The sequence below is a fragment of the Stieleria mannarensis genome (genome assembly GCF_014154935.1).
In the GTDB taxonomy this organism is placed as follows: Bacteria; Planctomycetota; Planctomycetia; order Pirellulales; family Pirellulaceae; genus Stieleria; species Stieleria mannarensis.
In genome coordinates this window covers 137975-152824 of sequence record NZ_JACEHH010000014.1, presented here as the reverse complement: position 1 = coordinate 152824, position 14850 = coordinate 137975, and the positions used below count along the sequence as shown (strand labels likewise).

Here is a 14850-nt window from a genome sequence, read left to right as displayed (position 1 = left end):
GCAGGGTCATGGCTTCCAGCATCACCCATCAACTGATTGAAAGCCACTTGGTTTCCGGTTCATTGGATCCGGACAGTGAAATCGGACTGCGAATCGATCAGACATTGACGCAGGACGCGACCGGAACGCTGGTGATGCTGGAACTCGAAGCGATGGGACTGGACCGTGCAAAGACGGACGTGTCGGTTCAGTATGTCGATCACAACCTGCTGCAAGAAGACCACAAGAACCCCGACGACCACCTCTTTTTGGAAAGCGCTGCAAAGCGATTCGGGCTGTGGTTCAGCCGCCCTGGCAACGGCGTCAGCCACCCGCTTCACCAGGAGCGATTCGGCAAGCCTGGTGCGACGCTACTCGGCTCTGACTCGCACACCTGCGCCGCCGGCGCGCTGGGCATGTTGGCGATTGGAGCGGGCGGACTGGAAGTCGCGATGGCGATCGCGGGTGAGCCGATGTATGTCAAAATGCCGCGTGTTTGGAACGTGCGATTGGAAGGCGGGTTGCCAGATTGGGTCAGCGCCAAAGACATCATCTTGGAGATGCTGCGACGACACGACGTCAAAGGCGGAGTGGGATGGGTCCTGGAGTACAGCGGCGAGGGGCTGAGCGGACTATCGGCGATGGACCGGCACGTGATCGCCAACATGGGCGCGGAACTTGGCGCGACCGCCAGCGTGTTTCCATCGGACGAACAAACGCGATGTTTTTTGAAGTCCCAGGGGCGGGAGCAGGATTGGATCGAAATGCGTGCCGAAGCGGGTGCGAGCTACGATCGCGAAGAGGTCATCAACCTGTCCACGCTCGAACCGTTGATCGCGCTGCCCACCAGCCCCGGAAACGTGGTCTCGGTTCGCGAAGTCGCCGGCAAGCCGATCTATCAAGCCTACATCGGCTCGAGTGCCAATCCCGGCTACCGCGATTTTGCGGTCGTTGCGGAAATGGTCGCCGGACGCCGCGTCGCCGATGGGGTTTCGCTGGACGTCAATCCGACCTCGCGACAGATCCTGCAAAACCTGGCCCGCGATGGGTACGTGCTTGCCTTGCTGCAGGCCGGTGCACGGCTTCACCAAGCCGGGTGCAACGGATGCATCGGGATGGGCCAAGCACCGGCGACCAACCGCATCAGCTTGCGAACCGTCCCCCGCAACTTCCCCGGTCGCAGCGGAACCCGCGAAGACGCCGTGCACTTGTGCAGTCCCGAAACCGCCGCCGCATCCGCGCTGACCGGCAAGATCACCGACCCACGCGACAGCGACCGGCCCTACCCAAACATTAACGAGCCGACATCCCCCATCATCAACACGGATCAGTTCACTCCTCCGCCGAACTCTTCTGCAGGAGAACAGACCGACTTGGTCAAAGGCCCGAACATCAAGTCGCTGCCCGAGTTTCAACCGCTCGCCGATTCGCTCCAGGTGAAGGTCTTACTATCGGTCGGCGACGACGTGTCCACCGATGAAATCATGCCGGCCGGAGCCCGCGTGTTGCCGTTCCGCAGCAACATTGCCCGCATCGCTGATTTCACCTACATCGACGTCGACCCAACCTACGTCGACCGAGCCAAAGCACACGACGGCGTGCACGCGATCGTCGGCGGAGTCAACTACGGCCAGGGTTCCAGCCGAGAACATGCAGCGATCGCTCCGCACTTTCTCGGATTGCGACTGGTGATCGCCGAGAGTTTTGCGCGGATTCACTGGCAGAACCTGATCAATTTTGGCATCCTGCCGCTCACGGTCGAATCCGCACGGGAGCACCTCCAATCCGATGACGTGCTATCGATCGACCAGCCGGCTCGACAACTTCGCGACGGTATCGATGTCACCATCGTCAATCAAACTCGATCAACGCGACTGACTGCCCATCATGCTCTCTCGCAGCGTCAACAAGACGTGTTGATCGCCGGCGGGCTGATCCCTTGGATGCGATCGAGGATCTAGCATGCGGCGTCGAGGTGCATGCGGCCTGTCGATTTAATCGCAACCGAATCAATCGTGAGCCGATCAACAGGCCGCATCCCCCGTTAGCGATCGAGTTGGCCAGTCACTCGCGGCGATGTTACACGGGGACCGCGGCGTCCAATTCTTGCTTCGGCCCAAAAAACTCGTAACGCACGCGATGTTCATCGACACCGAGTTCTTGCAGGCTCGCGTGGATGCTTTGCATGAACGGTTTGGGCCCGCAGAAGTAAAACTCGGCGTCCGTCAACGGCACCCAGTCACGCAGAAACGCCGTCGTCACGACACCGACCGAATCGCACTTGCCGCCTTCGACGTCCCCCGGCAGTGGTTGGTCATAGATGACATGCGTCCGCACGTTCGGCGCGGCTTCGGCCAGATTGCCAAGTTCGTCGGCAAACGCGTGAACGCTGCTGTTGCGTGCCGCTTGCAGGAAGTAGATCGACGCGTCGGGATTCGCGTGGACGATTGATTTCGCCATCGATAAAAGCGGCGTCACTCCGATCCCACCGGCCAGCAACACGATCGGCCGGCCAACCGCCGCAGGGTCCACCGTGAACTCACCGCAAGGCGGACCGAGTTTGATGTGGTGGCCTTCGTCGATCGCGTCGTGCAAGTGGCTGGAGATCAATCCGTCCGGCGCGTCGGCGGTCGGTCGTTCTTCGCGTTTGACGCTAATGCGATAGTGCGATTGCCCCGGTCGATCGGACAAGCTGTAGTTGCGTGGGGACGTTGGTGTGTGTGGATGATCGATGTGAACCGTGATGTACTGGCCGGGTTTGAACGGCGGCAGCGGCCCCTCGTCCTCGGGTTTTAGGTAGAACGAAGTGACCACGTCGCTCTCGGGGACCTTCTTGGTGACGACAAAGGTTCGCGTGCCATTCCAACCGCCCGGGACCCCCTCCTGCTCCTGGTAGATCGCTGATTCGCGGCCGATGAAGATGTCGGCCAAAAAACCGTACGCCTCGGCGACCGCATCGATGATCTCCTCGGTCGCCGCGTCGCCCATCACGTCCTTGATCGCCGCGAGCAGATTGCTGCCGACGATCGGATAGTGTTCGGCCTTGATGCCCAGCGAACAGTGTTTCTGTGCGATCAACTCGACCGCCGGCATCAGCACCGCGGGATTGTCGATGTGCGTGAAATAGGCGCAGATCGCCCCGGCCAGGGCCTTCTGTTGGCCGCCGGTGTGTTGGTGCGATTGATTAAAAAACGCCTTCACCTCAGGGTTGGCCTGGAACATCCGCTCATAAAATCGCCGCGTGATCGTTTCGGCATTGGCGGCGACCAGGGGGGTGATCTCTTTGACGATTCGAATCGTTTTTTCGCTCAGCATCTTGTTCGGCAGCTCGTTTTGGCGGGGAAAAATGGCGGGAAAGGATGGCTGGAAACGCCAAACCTGCACCTCAGTGTATAGTTTGAAACATGGACGTCAACCTGGTGTATCGAAATTGCCGATCTCCGCTCGCGGTTTCACCGCCGAGGCGTTTACCCGACAGGTGCATTGAATGTTGGCAGTCGACGCGGCTTGCTTGCCGTCGCCATCGCTTGCCGTTGACACTCGGGCTTCGTCGCGACTAAAACATGCACCCCCGATACAGGTTTGCAAAGCTGGTGCTCACTTCGCGTCCAGAGAAAAACATTGATGCCCACAGAAGAACGCAAAAAGTCGAAAGTTGAATTGATCAAGGAAGCCAGCGACGGGCTTCGTGGCAGCATCGCGGACGAGCTTGCGGATCGTTCCACCGACCATGTTCAGGACGCCACGACGAAACTGCTGAAATTTCACGGAACCTACCAGCAAGACGATCGCGATCTGCGCAAGTCGCGACGAAAGGAAGGGCTCGGAAAAGCGTATTCCTTCATGGTTCGCAATCGCATTCCCGGCGGAAAGATGACCGCCGCGCAATTCCTCGGCGAGCTGGACATCGCCGACGAGCTTGGCAACGGCACGATCCGAATCACGACGCGGCAGAGCATTCAGTTGCACGGCGTGGTCAAGAATAATTTGTGGGATGTGATTCATCGCATCAACGCGATGAAGCTGTCCACGCAATCCGCCTGTGGCGACGTGACACGTAACGTTTGCTGTTGTCCCGCTCCGTTGCGACACAACGGCTTGCGAGACCAGCTGCAGCAACTGGCGGACGCAATCGCCGACCACGTTCGCCCCAAAACCGGCGCCTATCACGAGATCTGGATCAAAGACCCCGAGACCGGCAGGCGTGAGCAAGTCGTCGGTGCACCGGACGACTCGGAGCACGACCCGATTTACGGCGACGCCTATCTGCCGCGGAAATTTAAGATCGCGTTGGCGCTGTGCAGCGACAACTGCATCGACGTTTACGACAACGATTTGGGACTATTGGGCGTGACCGAAGGCGACACGCTGATCGGGTTCAACGTCCTGGTCGGTGGCGGAATGGGAACGACTCCCAGCAAGAAGCAGTGTTTTCCGGCACTGGCAAAGCGGATGGCGTTTGTTCAAATCGAACACCTGCGGGCCGTCATCACGGCGGTCATCATGGTGCAACGTGACTTCGGCAACCGCGCCGATCGCAGCCAGGCGCGTCTGAAGTACACGATCGCCAACATGGGACTGCCGGCGTTCAAGGCCAAAGTCGAACAGTACCTGGACCAAGCCGAATCGATCTGTGGCATTCCCGCGGGAACGGTCCCACGCCCGTTGCCCGATCCACACCCCGATGACGTGACCGGCCACGACGACCACCTGGGCTGGCACGAGCAAGGGGACGGAAAGTGGTTTCTGGGGCTGCCGATCGAAAGTGGACGCGTCAAGGACGAAGGTGATTTGCAACTCAAGACCGCGCTGCGTGAACTGTTCCGCCACCATGTTTCCAATTGCCGCTTGACCGCCCAGCAAAACATCTTGTTGTGCGACATCGCGCCCCAGCAGCGATCGACCATCGAAAACATCCTGGCCGATCACGGTGTTGTGACGGTCGATCAGATCAGCAACGCGCGCCGATTCTCGTTCGCTTGCCCGGCACTGCCGACCTGTGGCTTAGCGGTCACCGAAAGTGAGCGCGTGTTGCCGAGCGTGATCGACGATCTGGAAGCGGAACTCAACGAGTTGGGCCTGTCCGCCGAGCAGTTTTCGATTCGCATGACGGGATGCCCCAACGGCTGTGCCCGCCCCTACAACGCGGACGTCGGATTGGTCGGACGTAGCATGGACGGCAAAACCGGCGAAGGTCGCTACACCGTGTTCCTGGGCGGCAATCTTCGCGGCAATCAAATGGCGGCGATCTACAAAGACCAAGTGCCTCGCAGTGAAATCGCCGCGACGTTGCGGCCGGTGTTCCTTCAATTCAAACAGGAACGCAATGCGGGCGAAAGCTTTGGCGATTTCTGTGACCGGATCGGCGTCGAAGCTTTGTCTCGCCCCTGCGAAGTCGCCGAGTGACCAAGCCTGTCCCCATGAGTCGAAGTCCGGAAGTTCAACCGTCAGGAGTCGCGCCATCCGTGAAGATCGAAACACACCCCGTCCGATTGCTGTACGGAATTGAAACGCGCGTCTGCGGCGTGGGCGATGACCAGATTAACGCGCTGTGGGATCGATTCCGAGCCGATGGCTTGATCGACGACATGCCCGAACGTGTCGATGACGCTCTGATCGCGGCCTACGTGCAATACGAAGATGATCGATCCGGGCCCTGCACCTATTTCCTGGGCTGCGAAGTGTTCGACGCCTGCTGTCCCGAGGAAGGGTTTGCCATCCGTGAGATCCCCGCCGGAACCTACGCCGTTTTTCATGCCCATGGTGACCAACCGGACAGCGTGGCCGAAACCTGGCAACGGATCCGGTCGAGCAACTTGTCTCGCAACTATCTGGCCGACTTCGAAGTCCATGATCCGGCTGATCCGAGTTCGGTCGCCATCTATGTCGGGATCGCCGATCGGGGAAAAGATTGACGCCGCGGGTGCGTCGAGCTAAAAAGGAGGCACAACGTACACCTCCAGGTGCACGTTTTTCCCCTCCCCCGCCTCCTGAGGAGTCTTCCCGATGAATCGTCATGTTGACGTCCGCCATCTCGGTCTTGCCTGCCTTTGCGCCGCAGTCTTCGCCGCAAGCATCGCCCCTGCCGTCGCTTCGGCACAGGAATCCGAACCGAGCGCCGCCCCCAAGAAAAAGGCGGTCCAACGGGCCCGCGGAACGGTCAAGATGCTGGACAATATTTTCAAGCAAACGATCGTGATGGTGACCGACAAATACGTGCATGACGAGAGCGATTTCGCGGCGGGCAGCGCCGCCGTGCTGTTGTTCAAGAACATCTCCGAGTCGGGGGACAACAAGGTGCGATTGATCGACGCGACCGGGGACCCGTACGAAATCGAAAACGTCGCCAAAGATGACTTTGAAAAAGCCGGGATCAAGAAACTCAAGGCCGGTGCCGAGGGACATGAGCAGGTTGTCACCATCGACGGCAAGCCGTTCCTGCGTTCGCTGACGCCCGTTCCCGTCGTAATGCAGAAGTGCGTGATGTGCCACTCACATTATGCCGACGCCAAAAAGGGAGAACCGATCGGGGCGATCAGTTACACCGTTGCGATCGAGTAATCCATGAAAGCGGCCGAGCCCTGTTTCGGACGCGTCGATCCGCAGCTTTAAATCGATGCGTTATTGCACACGATTAAGTTGTCGACGCGTCGGGACGACATCTGCGAGCGTCACGCCGTCCAGGTATTCGCGTTGCACTCGCTCGGCTTCGGCCAACACACCCTTGAGTTTACAGAACGAATGAATGGCACAGGAGTCATCGCTGCCGACACAGGAAAGCAGATGCATGTCGGTTTCCATGGCAGCGACGACCTGCCCGATGAAAATCTCCGCCGGCGGCTTGGCCAATTCGATCCCTCCGCCGACACCCCGGGTGCTGAGAATGTAGCCTTCGCGGGCAAGCAAATTGACGACCTTCGCCACGTGGTTGACCGAGATTCCGAACAGGGTTGCGATGTCGCGTACGTTCGCGCGAGACGATCGCGTCGCCAAAAACATCAACGTCCGCAATGCGTAATCGGTCTGGGTGGTCAGCTTCATGGAATTGGCAACATTCGGGTCGGACGAAACAGACGAGAGGGGCGTAGTTCCGTCCAAGAGTTTTATTTCAGGCCACATCGAAAGCCCCGCACAACCGCGTTTTTTTCGCCCCCCCACCCCAGCAAACAGCCCCCATACCGGCACGAACCGTAAGCGAGCGGCCCAGCGCTCCCCACACGACCGACCGACACCGAGCCCCGCGACAGCCCCCAAAAGACACCGACCCTGATTGCAGGCATCGATCGCAGGGCATCAACAACCCCCGCCCAGGAAGTTGGAACCCGAATCACGATCGATGCCGCGATTGTAGCATCAACCTCGCCGATCCAAAATCGTCAACCAGCACCTGAACTCAATCGGGAACAAAAAATGAAACGACCATCGAACATGACGCTTTTCGCATGCACCCTCTCGATGTCGTTCCTGGTGCTGGTGGCCAGCGATTGGGCAGCGGGCGCCAAGGAACCCGCCGCGGTGTCACAACCGCAATCGACCGCGCCAGAAGTCGCGCCGCCGAGCAGTGTTCCCGAAGCCCGGGCGAGAGCAATTCTGTTGTACGAATCAATCCGGGGCGCGTTGCAAGTGATGCACCGAGACCTGTTCGACGAGGACGACGCCCACGCGATCCCGTCCGCGTCGCTGGAAGACGTCTTTGACGCGTTGGCCGACCAGTACTCCGTCGACTTGAAATGGCTGATCGTCGAAACCGACATCGTCAACGTCGACCATCAGGCCGACGATGAATTCGAAAAGGCGGCCGTCGCGGCGCTCAAGGCGGGGAAGCCCCGGCACGAAGCGGTTGAGCCATCCCGCTATCGGTTCGCCGGACCAATCCGGTTGGCGTCCCAGTGCTTGAAATGTCACGTCAAGCACCGCAAGAGCACCGAAGACCGAACCGCCGGATTATTGATTTCGATGCCGCTAAGGCTCGATCGCTGAACCTCCAGTCGTATTGATAACTTGGTACACCGGCAGTTCAACCTCTACAGTATCCAGTAGATCGCCATACCGCAGACGTACACGATCAGCACGGCAAACGAGTCGGCGCCCATCCCCAGGATCGTCCGGTCGCGTCGTTCGAGGATTCCCCACAGGTACAAGCAAGTCACCAGAATCCCGAGCGTGCCGAGAAAAGAGACCGGTGGTTGCATGGCATCAAAAATGGCGCCTTCTCGATAGGCGAGTTCCGCTGGCAAGAACAATGCGATTTCCAGGCTGTTGGTTCCCAAAATATTTGCCGCGGCCATGCTGTAGGCTCCGAATCGCGCGGCGGAATACGTCGTGCTGACCTCTGGCAAACTGGTCGCCAGGGCGACCAGCGTCGCGCCGATGATGCTCTGTCCGATCCCGGTTTGCTGCGAAATCGTTTCACCGGTCCGGGCGACCAGAAACCCACCGACCAGCACCACCAACGACGCCATCAGGAACGAGGCCACCAACCGCGCCATCGAGACATCTTGAAAGGCGTCGCGGTGCGCATCTTTGAGGTCGCGGGCCGATTCGGGTGGTTGAGCGATCTGGCCGCGCGGCTCCCAGCGCGGATTGCCTTCATAGCGATAGATCACACCCATCGAAAGCAGGTAGGCGGCGAACAGCACGATCGGCCAAACCCCGACACCCTGCCATGAATACAGTTCGCCGCTGGTGACCGCTGCAGATGCCATCGCGACCAACCCGATCAGCATGATACCCGCCATCAGCAACGACGATCGGGGCGAAAACAGTGTCAACGGCTGGCCACGCAACACCAGCGCGTCGATCAGACCGAGCACGGCAATTTGCATCACAACGCCGCCCAACAGGTTTGTCCCGGCCAGTTCGGCGGCACCGGAATAGGACGCGGTGAGCGTCGTCGCCAATTCCGGCAGACTCGTCGCCCCTCCCAGCAACAACGCACCGGCGAACGCTTTGCCCAGCCCCGTCCGGTCCGCGATCAAGTCAACGTACTTGCTGAGCTTCGTTCCCGCCCCCCACACCAACAGCGCACCGACAGCGAACACGGAAAGATTGACGCCGACGGAATGGTCTTCGAAGTTCATCACCAGTCCTAACACAGCAACACGCATACCGAACGCGGCCGTCTGGTGGGCATGACATTTGCGTCGCCTGGATGACCGCTTCCACGCCGCCGACAAAACCGCAGCCAGTCCTTGGAGGACTCCGTTGCGATGGTCCGAATTCGTGCAACTTGGTCAAATCCGATCCAGCCAACATGCGTCCTGAATTGATCGACGATGTTTCGCAATCAGCACTTGACCCGGCGGGAGTCGGTGCCACGCAAATCGTCGATCTGTTCCACTGGATGGTCGGCGGCGGGGTGGTGATCTGGTTGATCGTCGTCGGATTGTCGGTCTATTCGATCGTTGTTCCCGGAGGACACCGCCCTCGCCTGACCAAGACGCTGGTGATCGGCGGAGGCGCCGTGGTTCCGACGGTGGTGCTGTCATCTTTACTGTGTTACGCACTTGCGATGCTGCCGGAACTTCATCGCCCCCCGCCAAGCGACAGCCCGACGGTCAAGGTCAACGGCGTGCGTTGGTGGTGGCGCGTCCAGTATCAAACCGACGATGGCCGAACCATCGAAACGGCGAACGAGATTCGATTGCCGGTCGACGAAGCGGTCGAGTTCAAATTGACCAGCGAAGATGTGATTCATTCGTTCTGGATCCCCTCACTGGGCGGCAAGGTCGACATGATTCCCGGCCGAGAAACTCGTTTGAAGTTGTACCCGACCCGAGTTGGAAAGTTTCGCGGCGTGTGTGCCGAGTACTGCGGGACGGCGCACGCGCAGATGAGGTTCGATGTGACCGTGATGCCGCGACCAGAATTCAACCGTTGGCTAAGCAACCAAAGTAGTGACGCGCGAGAACCGTCACAGCAATCGGCGATCCGAGGCGGCGAGTTGTTTCGACGCAAAGGGTGCGGTGCTTGCCATACGATCCGAGGAACCGACGCACGGGGCAGGGTCGGCCCTGATCTGACACATCTGGCCAGTCGCAGCAGCCTGGGCGCCGCAACCAAGCCGAACAATACCGAGAACCTTCGCCACTGGATCACCCACACGCACCACGTCAAACCCGGTGTGACGATGCCGGCGTTTCAAGCACTCGACGAACGCGAGGTGGATGCAATTGTCGCTTACCTGGAGCAACTGCATTGACTGCCGAAGCGACCACCACCGATGAACGGGATCCCGCCGCCGCGCGGTTGCTGGACGCATGGCGGACTCCGACCGGATGGCGGTATTGGACGGCCGTCAACAACTCCGAAGTCGGACTGTGGTACGTGGTCGCGTCGTTCACGTTCTTTTTGTTCGGCGGAATCCTGGCGCTGTTGATGCGGATTCAGTTGGCGGTTCCTGAAAACGACTTTTTGACGGCGGATCAGTACCATCAAGTGTTCACGATGCACGGCAGTGTGATGATGTTCCTGTTTGCCGTGCCGATCCTGGAAGCGATCTCGATCCTGTTGCTGCCCGAGATGCTCGGTGCACGAGACTTGCCGTTCCCCCGGCTGTCGGCGTATGGGTTTTGGTGTTTTTTGATCGGCGGCATCTTCGTCTGTGGCTCGATCTTCTTCGGCGTGGCTCCCGAGGGGGGATGGTTCATGTACCCGCCGATGACGACGGAGTACCAAACCGGCGTCGGTGTGGACATTTGGCTGTTGGGATTGTCGTTTATCGAAGTGGCGTCGATCGCGGCGGCGGTTGAATTGATCGTGGGTGTCCTGAAGTGCCGCCCACCGGGAATGCGATTGAACCTGATTCCGCTGTACGCGTGGTACATCCTGGTCGTCGCCGTGATGATTTTGTTTGCATTTCCGCCGTTGATCGCCGGCGACTTGTTGATGGAACTCGAGCGGTCACTCGATTGGCCTTTCTTTGACGCCTCCCGCGGCGGCGACCCGATGCTGTGGCAGCATCTGTTTTGGATTTTCGGCCACCCCGAGGTCTACATCGTCTTTCTGCCGTCGGTCGCGCTGCTCGCGATGATCGTCCCGACGTTTGCCCGCGCGCCGATGGTGGGTTATGGATGGATCGTGCTGGCGGCCGTGGGAACCGGATTTTTGAGTTTCGGCTTGTGGGTCCACCACATGTTCACAACGGGGTTGCCGGCGATCTCCATCGGTATCTTTTCGGCCGCATCACAAGCCGTCGCGATCCCGACCGGGATTCAGCTGTTCTGTTTCATCGCCACGTTGTTGGTCGGCCGCGTCACCAAGTCGGTTTGCTTGTTGTTCACTCTGGGCGGACTGGCGACGTTTATCGTCGGTGGCCTGACCGGCGTGATGGTCGCTGTCGCTCCGTTCGACTACCAGGCACACGACACGTACTTCATCGTCGGGCACCTGCACTACGTGCTGATCGGCGGAACCATCTTTCCGATTGTGGCCGGCGTCTACTACTACTATCCGGCGGTGACCGGAAAACAGCTTTCCGAACGATTGGGACGCTACGCGTTTTGGATGATGTTGATCGGCTTTAACGTCAGCTTTTTCCCGATGCACTTCAGCGGTTTGCTGGGGATGCCGCGGCGGGTTTACACGTATCAGCCGGAGTTGGAAGTCGGAACATTGAATCTGATTTCGACGATCGGCGCATTCGTGTTGGCAGCGGGTTTCCTGGTTTTCCTGTGGGACGTGCTCCGGCCCAAGTCGAAACAGCCACTCGCGCCGCGCAACGTTTGGAATGCGGGAACGTTGGAATGGTTGGCCGAAGTACCGGATAAACCCTGGGGTGTCCGCAGCATCCCGATTGTCGAAACTCGTTACCCGCTGTGGGATCAGGAACAATTTGTCCAAGACGTCGACGAGGGGCGTTTTTTTCTTCCGGGGGCAGATGAAGGTAAACGCGAAACGCTGGTGACCTCGGTCGTCGATGCGGAACCGATTCAATGTCTGCGGGTTCCCGGGCCGACGTTTCTGACGCATTTTGCGGCGGTGTTCACCGGCGGCGTGTTTATCTTGTCCACGTTCCACTGGTACGTTGCCGCGGGGATCAGCGGCGTTCTTGCGGTGGCAACGATCCTGGTCTGGTTGTGGACGGGGACGGCCTGGATTCCGGAAAAGCACGAGAAAGACGTCGGTCGCGGTGTAACGCTCCCGATTTATGTCTCCGGTTCCCGCGCCGTCGGCTGGTGGGCAATGTTCATCACGATGCTGGGCGACATGACCGCCTTCATTTCACTTGTATTTGGTTACTTCTTTTACTGGACGATCCAGGAGGATTTTCCGCCGCAAGACTCGACCGGGCCGGGTTGGATTTGGCCCATCGCGGCACTGCTGGCGATCACGTTGGTCTGGTCGGCGGTGATGGCCGCGCGTCAATTCAATCGCCAGAACCGCGGCTCGATGTTCTATGGGGCATTGGTTTGCGGCATCGCGCTCAGCCTGACCGGCGGCTGGGCGTTGCTGATGGGGCCTGCGACTCATGCGATGGATCCGACCTCGCACGTCTATCCGGCGATCGTCTGGGTGCTGGTCATCTGGACGACATTGCACGTCGTGGTCGGGATCGTGATGCAGCTGTACTGCGCCGCGCGACGCATGGCGGGCAAGATGACGGCGCGCTACGATGCCGACATCGTCAACGTCACGCTGTATTGGCACTTCATCTTTCTGACCACGCTGATCACCTGCTTGGTGATCGCCGGATTTCCGATGGTGGCGAGGTGATGAAGATGTCGAAATCAATTTCGCGCGACAATCGAGTTTCGCCGTTGTGGGCGATCGTCAGCGCGCCGGCCGTTTGGGCGGTGCATTTTCTGGCCAGCTATCTGACCGCGGCGATCTTCTGTGCAAAGCTCGCGGACTCGGATGGCTCGGCGGGCGAAGTGCAGCTTGCCGTGATGTCCTACACCGTGATCGCATTGCTGTTGATCGCCGCGATCGGTGCATCAGGTTTTCGTCGCCACCATCACGGTCGTCATTCCACGTCGCATGATGATTCCGGCCGTGACGCTCAGCGACGAATGATCGGGTTTGCAACCTTTTTATTGGCGTGTTTAAGTGCGGTCGCGACGCTCTTCACCGCATTGGTGCTTGTTTTCGTGGGGACCTGTCACTGATGCGATTGTTCCTTTGGAATCTGGGATGGATGGTGTTGGCGGCCGCTTGGCTGGGCCCGTTGCCCGGTCTCGCACGCAGTTCGTTTGCGGCACACATGACGTTGCACATGTTGATCGTGGCGATTGCCGCACCGCTGTTGTCGATTGCTGCCGCGGGGTTGCGTTACGACCCGGTCAAGAAGGTTCCTGCACTGTTTTCTCCGATCCCGGCGTCGGTCGGCGAACTTGTCATCGTTTGGGCCTGGCATGGACCGGGTCTGCATCATTGGGCCCGACACGACCTGTTGGGTTTCGTCGTGGAGCAATCCACGTTTCTGGCGGCCGGTGTGTGGGTTTGGTTGTCGGCGTTTGGAGGCGAGCGGCCGCGATCACGTGGGCGGAGTGCCGCCGGCGTTGTCGGACTGTTACTGACGTCGATGCACATGACCTTGCTCGGTGCGTTGCTTGCCCTGTCACCGCGATTGTTGTTCCAACACCCGCACGGCTTAAGCGGCCTGAGTCCCCTGGAAGATCAGCATCTCGGTGGTGCCATCATGTTGGTCGTCGGCGGGATCGTCTACCTGGCCGGCGGGCTTGTCTTGACGGGGGACCTGTTGCGAAACCGCTTGGCGCAGCCGACATCCCGAGCCGGCCATTCGGTCGTTCAACCTGCGACAGCGGAGAGATCATCATGAAGGACTTTTTAAAGAATCTGGCACTGCTCGGCCTGGTCGTGGCGGTGCTCGGGATCCTCGCATTGGTCACCGGTATCGTGCCGGTCAAAGCCAGCAGTGGTCACTGGCCGATCACCCATTGGATTCTAGATTTCGCCAGCGACCGATCGATTGCAACCCACAGCGTCGGCATCGAAGTCCCGTCGCTGAATGAACCCGGCATGCTGACCTTGGGGGCAGGCATCTACCAATCCAATTGCCGGTGGTGTCACGGCCGGCCGGGATCGAGTCAGCCGCGCGCGGTTTCCCGAATGACGCCTGCACCGCCCTTTTTGCCCGGTGTCGTGGACGAGTGGGAAACGGAAGAACTGTTTTATATCATCAAGCATGGAATCAAATTCACCGGCATGCCCGCTTGGCCGAGCGGGCATCGCGACGAAGAAATCTGGCCGCTGGTCGCATTCTTGCAAGAGGTCGGCAACATGAACCGCCAGCAGTACCAGGACCTGCTCGCTGTGGACGATATCGCCGATGCGCCGGAAGTTGTCGTCGATCACTGCGCCGTTTGTCATGCCGTCGACGGAGCCGGCCGTGGCAGTGCCCGCGTTCCGATCCTGGCCGGTCAAAACGAAGCGTACCTGCGTCAGTCGCTGCACGCTTACGCCACGGGCGACCGGCACAGCGGCGTGATGGAGCCGATCGCCGCCCGGCTGGACGAGCGGGAAATCGAGGACACGGCCAAATGGTACGCCGTGCAGTTGCCGCCGACAGACGAGAAGCCCGATCGTGATGAAGACGAAATCCGAGAGGGCCGAAAGCTCCTGTCACAGCAAGACGAGACGCTAAAAATCCCTGACTGTTCGGAATGTCATGGTGAATCGAACGATCCCACGTATCCGATTCTAACCGGCCAGCCGGCGGAGTATCTGTATCGCCAACTGATTCTGTTTCGCCAGCGGTCGCGGGGAGGATCCGATAATGCCAACCTGATGCACAAGATCGCCGACGCGATCAACGAACGACAATCGCAACAGCTTGCAAGCTATTTCGAATCGCTCCCACGCGATCGGCAACCGACTGATGAGTGACATCGTGCGACGAGCATTTAATCG

At 59.5% G+C, this 14850-nt stretch carries 13 protein-coding genes; 10 read left to right on the top strand and 3 right to left on the bottom strand.

Translation table 11 applies throughout. The annotated features are described in order from the left end of the window. Nucleotides 1-8 precede the first annotated feature (8 nt). Nucleotides 9-1940 (top strand): aconitate hydratase, encoded by a 1932-nt coding sequence (locus tag H1B37_RS11830; RefSeq protein WP_182866862.1) that lies wholly within the window; start codon nucleotides 9-11, stop codon nucleotides 1938-1940. 118 nt (nucleotides 1941-2058) lie between these two features. Here H1B37_RS11830 and hmpA read toward each other — a convergent pair whose 3' ends face one another. Beyond that, entirely contained in the window at nucleotides 2059-3294 is a 1236-nt protein-coding gene (hmpA, locus tag H1B37_RS11825; RefSeq protein ID WP_182866861.1) for an NO-inducible flavohemoprotein, read from the bottom strand. Between the two features lie 309 nt (nucleotides 3295-3603). Between hmpA and H1B37_RS11820 the strand changes: the two genes are divergently transcribed. From H1B37_RS11820 to H1B37_RS11810, 3 genes are all read left to right on the top strand, one after another. After that, a complete protein-coding gene (locus tag H1B37_RS11820) occupies nucleotides 3604-5385 on the top strand; it encodes an NADPH-dependent assimilatory sulfite reductase hemoprotein subunit (protein WP_182866860.1) in 1782 nt (593 codons plus the stop codon). 59 nt (nucleotides 5386-5444) lie between these two features. Beyond that, on the top strand, nucleotides 5445-5894 hold the full coding sequence (locus H1B37_RS11815) for a GyrI-like domain-containing protein (protein WP_182866859.1): 450 nt from the start codon (nucleotides 5445-5447) through the stop codon (nucleotides 5892-5894). Nucleotides 5895-5985: 91 nt separating this feature from the next. Next, on the top strand, nucleotides 5986-6540 hold the full coding sequence (locus tag H1B37_RS11810) for a c-type heme family protein (protein ID WP_182866858.1): 555 nt from the start codon (nucleotides 5986-5988) through the stop codon (nucleotides 6538-6540). 60 nt (nucleotides 6541-6600) lie between these two features. Here the strand turns inward: H1B37_RS11810 and H1B37_RS11805 are convergent, their stop codons facing one another. Then, a complete protein-coding gene (locus tag H1B37_RS11805; RefSeq protein ID WP_182866857.1) occupies nucleotides 6601-7020 on the bottom strand; it encodes an RrF2 family transcriptional regulator in 420 nt (139 codons plus the stop codon). A gap of 369 nt (nucleotides 7021-7389) precedes the next feature. Between H1B37_RS11805 and H1B37_RS11800 the strand changes: the two genes are divergently transcribed. Beyond that, entirely contained in the window at nucleotides 7390-7959 is a 570-nt protein-coding gene (locus H1B37_RS11800; RefSeq protein WP_286177649.1) for a c-type heme family protein, read from the top strand. Between the two features lie 44 nt (nucleotides 7960-8003). Here the strand turns inward: H1B37_RS11800 and H1B37_RS11795 are convergent, their stop codons facing one another. Next, the gene (locus H1B37_RS11795; protein ID WP_182866856.1) at nucleotides 8004-9059 is read right to left on the bottom strand and encodes a sodium:calcium antiporter; all 1056 of its coding nucleotides are present in this window, start codon (nucleotides 9057-9059) and stop codon (nucleotides 8004-8006) included. Nucleotides 9060-9232: 173 nt separating this feature from the next. Here H1B37_RS11795 and coxB point away from each other — a divergent pair, with 173 nt between their 5' ends. The 5 genes from coxB to H1B37_RS11770 are packed head-to-tail and all read left to right on the top strand — an operon-like array spanning nucleotide 9233 to nucleotide 14826. Further along, complete coding sequence (gene coxB, locus H1B37_RS11790; protein WP_182866855.1) at nucleotides 9233-10180, top strand: cytochrome c oxidase subunit II; 948 nt, start codon at nucleotides 9233-9235, stop codon at nucleotides 10178-10180. Continuing rightward, entirely contained in the window at nucleotides 10177-12693 is a 2517-nt protein-coding gene (ctaD, locus tag H1B37_RS11785) for a cytochrome c oxidase subunit I (RefSeq protein ID WP_182866854.1), read from the top strand. Before coxB ends, ctaD begins: the two co-directional genes overlap by 4 nt. Nucleotides 12694-12698: 5 nt before the next feature. Continuing rightward, a complete protein-coding gene (locus tag H1B37_RS11780; RefSeq protein WP_182866853.1) occupies nucleotides 12699-13085 on the top strand; it encodes a hypothetical protein in 387 nt (128 codons plus the stop codon). Continuing rightward, the gene (locus H1B37_RS11775) at nucleotides 13085-13759 is read left to right on the top strand and encodes a cytochrome c oxidase assembly protein (RefSeq protein WP_182866852.1); all 675 of its coding nucleotides are present in this window, start codon (nucleotides 13085-13087) and stop codon (nucleotides 13757-13759) included. The genes H1B37_RS11780 and H1B37_RS11775 overlap by 1 nt, the downstream gene beginning before the upstream one ends. Then, nucleotides 13756-14826: a c-type cytochrome gene (locus H1B37_RS11770; protein WP_182866851.1), complete on the top strand. Its 1071-nt coding sequence runs from the start codon at nucleotides 13756-13758 to the stop codon at nucleotides 14824-14826. Before H1B37_RS11775 ends, H1B37_RS11770 begins: the two co-directional genes overlap by 4 nt. Nucleotides 14827-14850: the final 24 nt, after the last annotated feature.

Bases quoted from the DNA above. Each gene is read 5' to 3' on its own strand.
- H1B37_RS11770 (WP_182866851.1), top strand. From the start codon at position 13,756: ATGAAGGACTTTTTAAAGAATCTGGCACTGCTCGGCCTGGTCGTGGCG.
- H1B37_RS11810 (WP_182866858.1), top strand. From the start codon at position 5,986: ATGAATCGTCATGTTGACGTCCGCCATCTCGGTCTTGCCTGCCTTTGC.
- H1B37_RS11780 (WP_182866853.1), top strand. From the start codon at position 12,699: ATGTCGAAATCAATTTCGCGCGACAATCGAGTTTCGCCGTTGTGGGCG.
- H1B37_RS11800 (WP_286177649.1), top strand. From the start codon at position 7,390: ATGAAACGACCATCGAACATGACGCTTTTCGCATGCACCCTCTCGATG.
- H1B37_RS11775 (WP_182866852.1), top strand. From the start codon at position 13,085: ATGCGATTGTTCCTTTGGAATCTGGGATGGATGGTGTTGGCGGCCGCT.
- coxB (WP_182866855.1), top strand. From the start codon at position 9,233: ATGCGTCCTGAATTGATCGACGATGTTTCGCAATCAGCACTTGACCCG.
- H1B37_RS11830 (WP_182866862.1), top strand. From the start codon at position 9: ATGGCTTCCAGCATCACCCATCAACTGATTGAAAGCCACTTGGTTTCC.
- hmpA (WP_182866861.1), bottom strand. From the start codon at position 3,294: ATGCTGAGCGAAAAAACGATTCGAATCGTCAAAGAGATCACCCCCCTG.
- H1B37_RS11820 (WP_182866860.1), top strand. From the start codon at position 3,604: ATGCCCACAGAAGAACGCAAAAAGTCGAAAGTTGAATTGATCAAGGAA.
- H1B37_RS11795 (WP_182866856.1), bottom strand. From the start codon at position 9,059: ATGAACTTCGAAGACCATTCCGTCGGCGTCAATCTTTCCGTGTTCGCT.
- H1B37_RS11805 (WP_182866857.1), bottom strand. From the start codon at position 7,020: ATGAAGCTGACCACCCAGACCGATTACGCATTGCGGACGTTGATGTTT.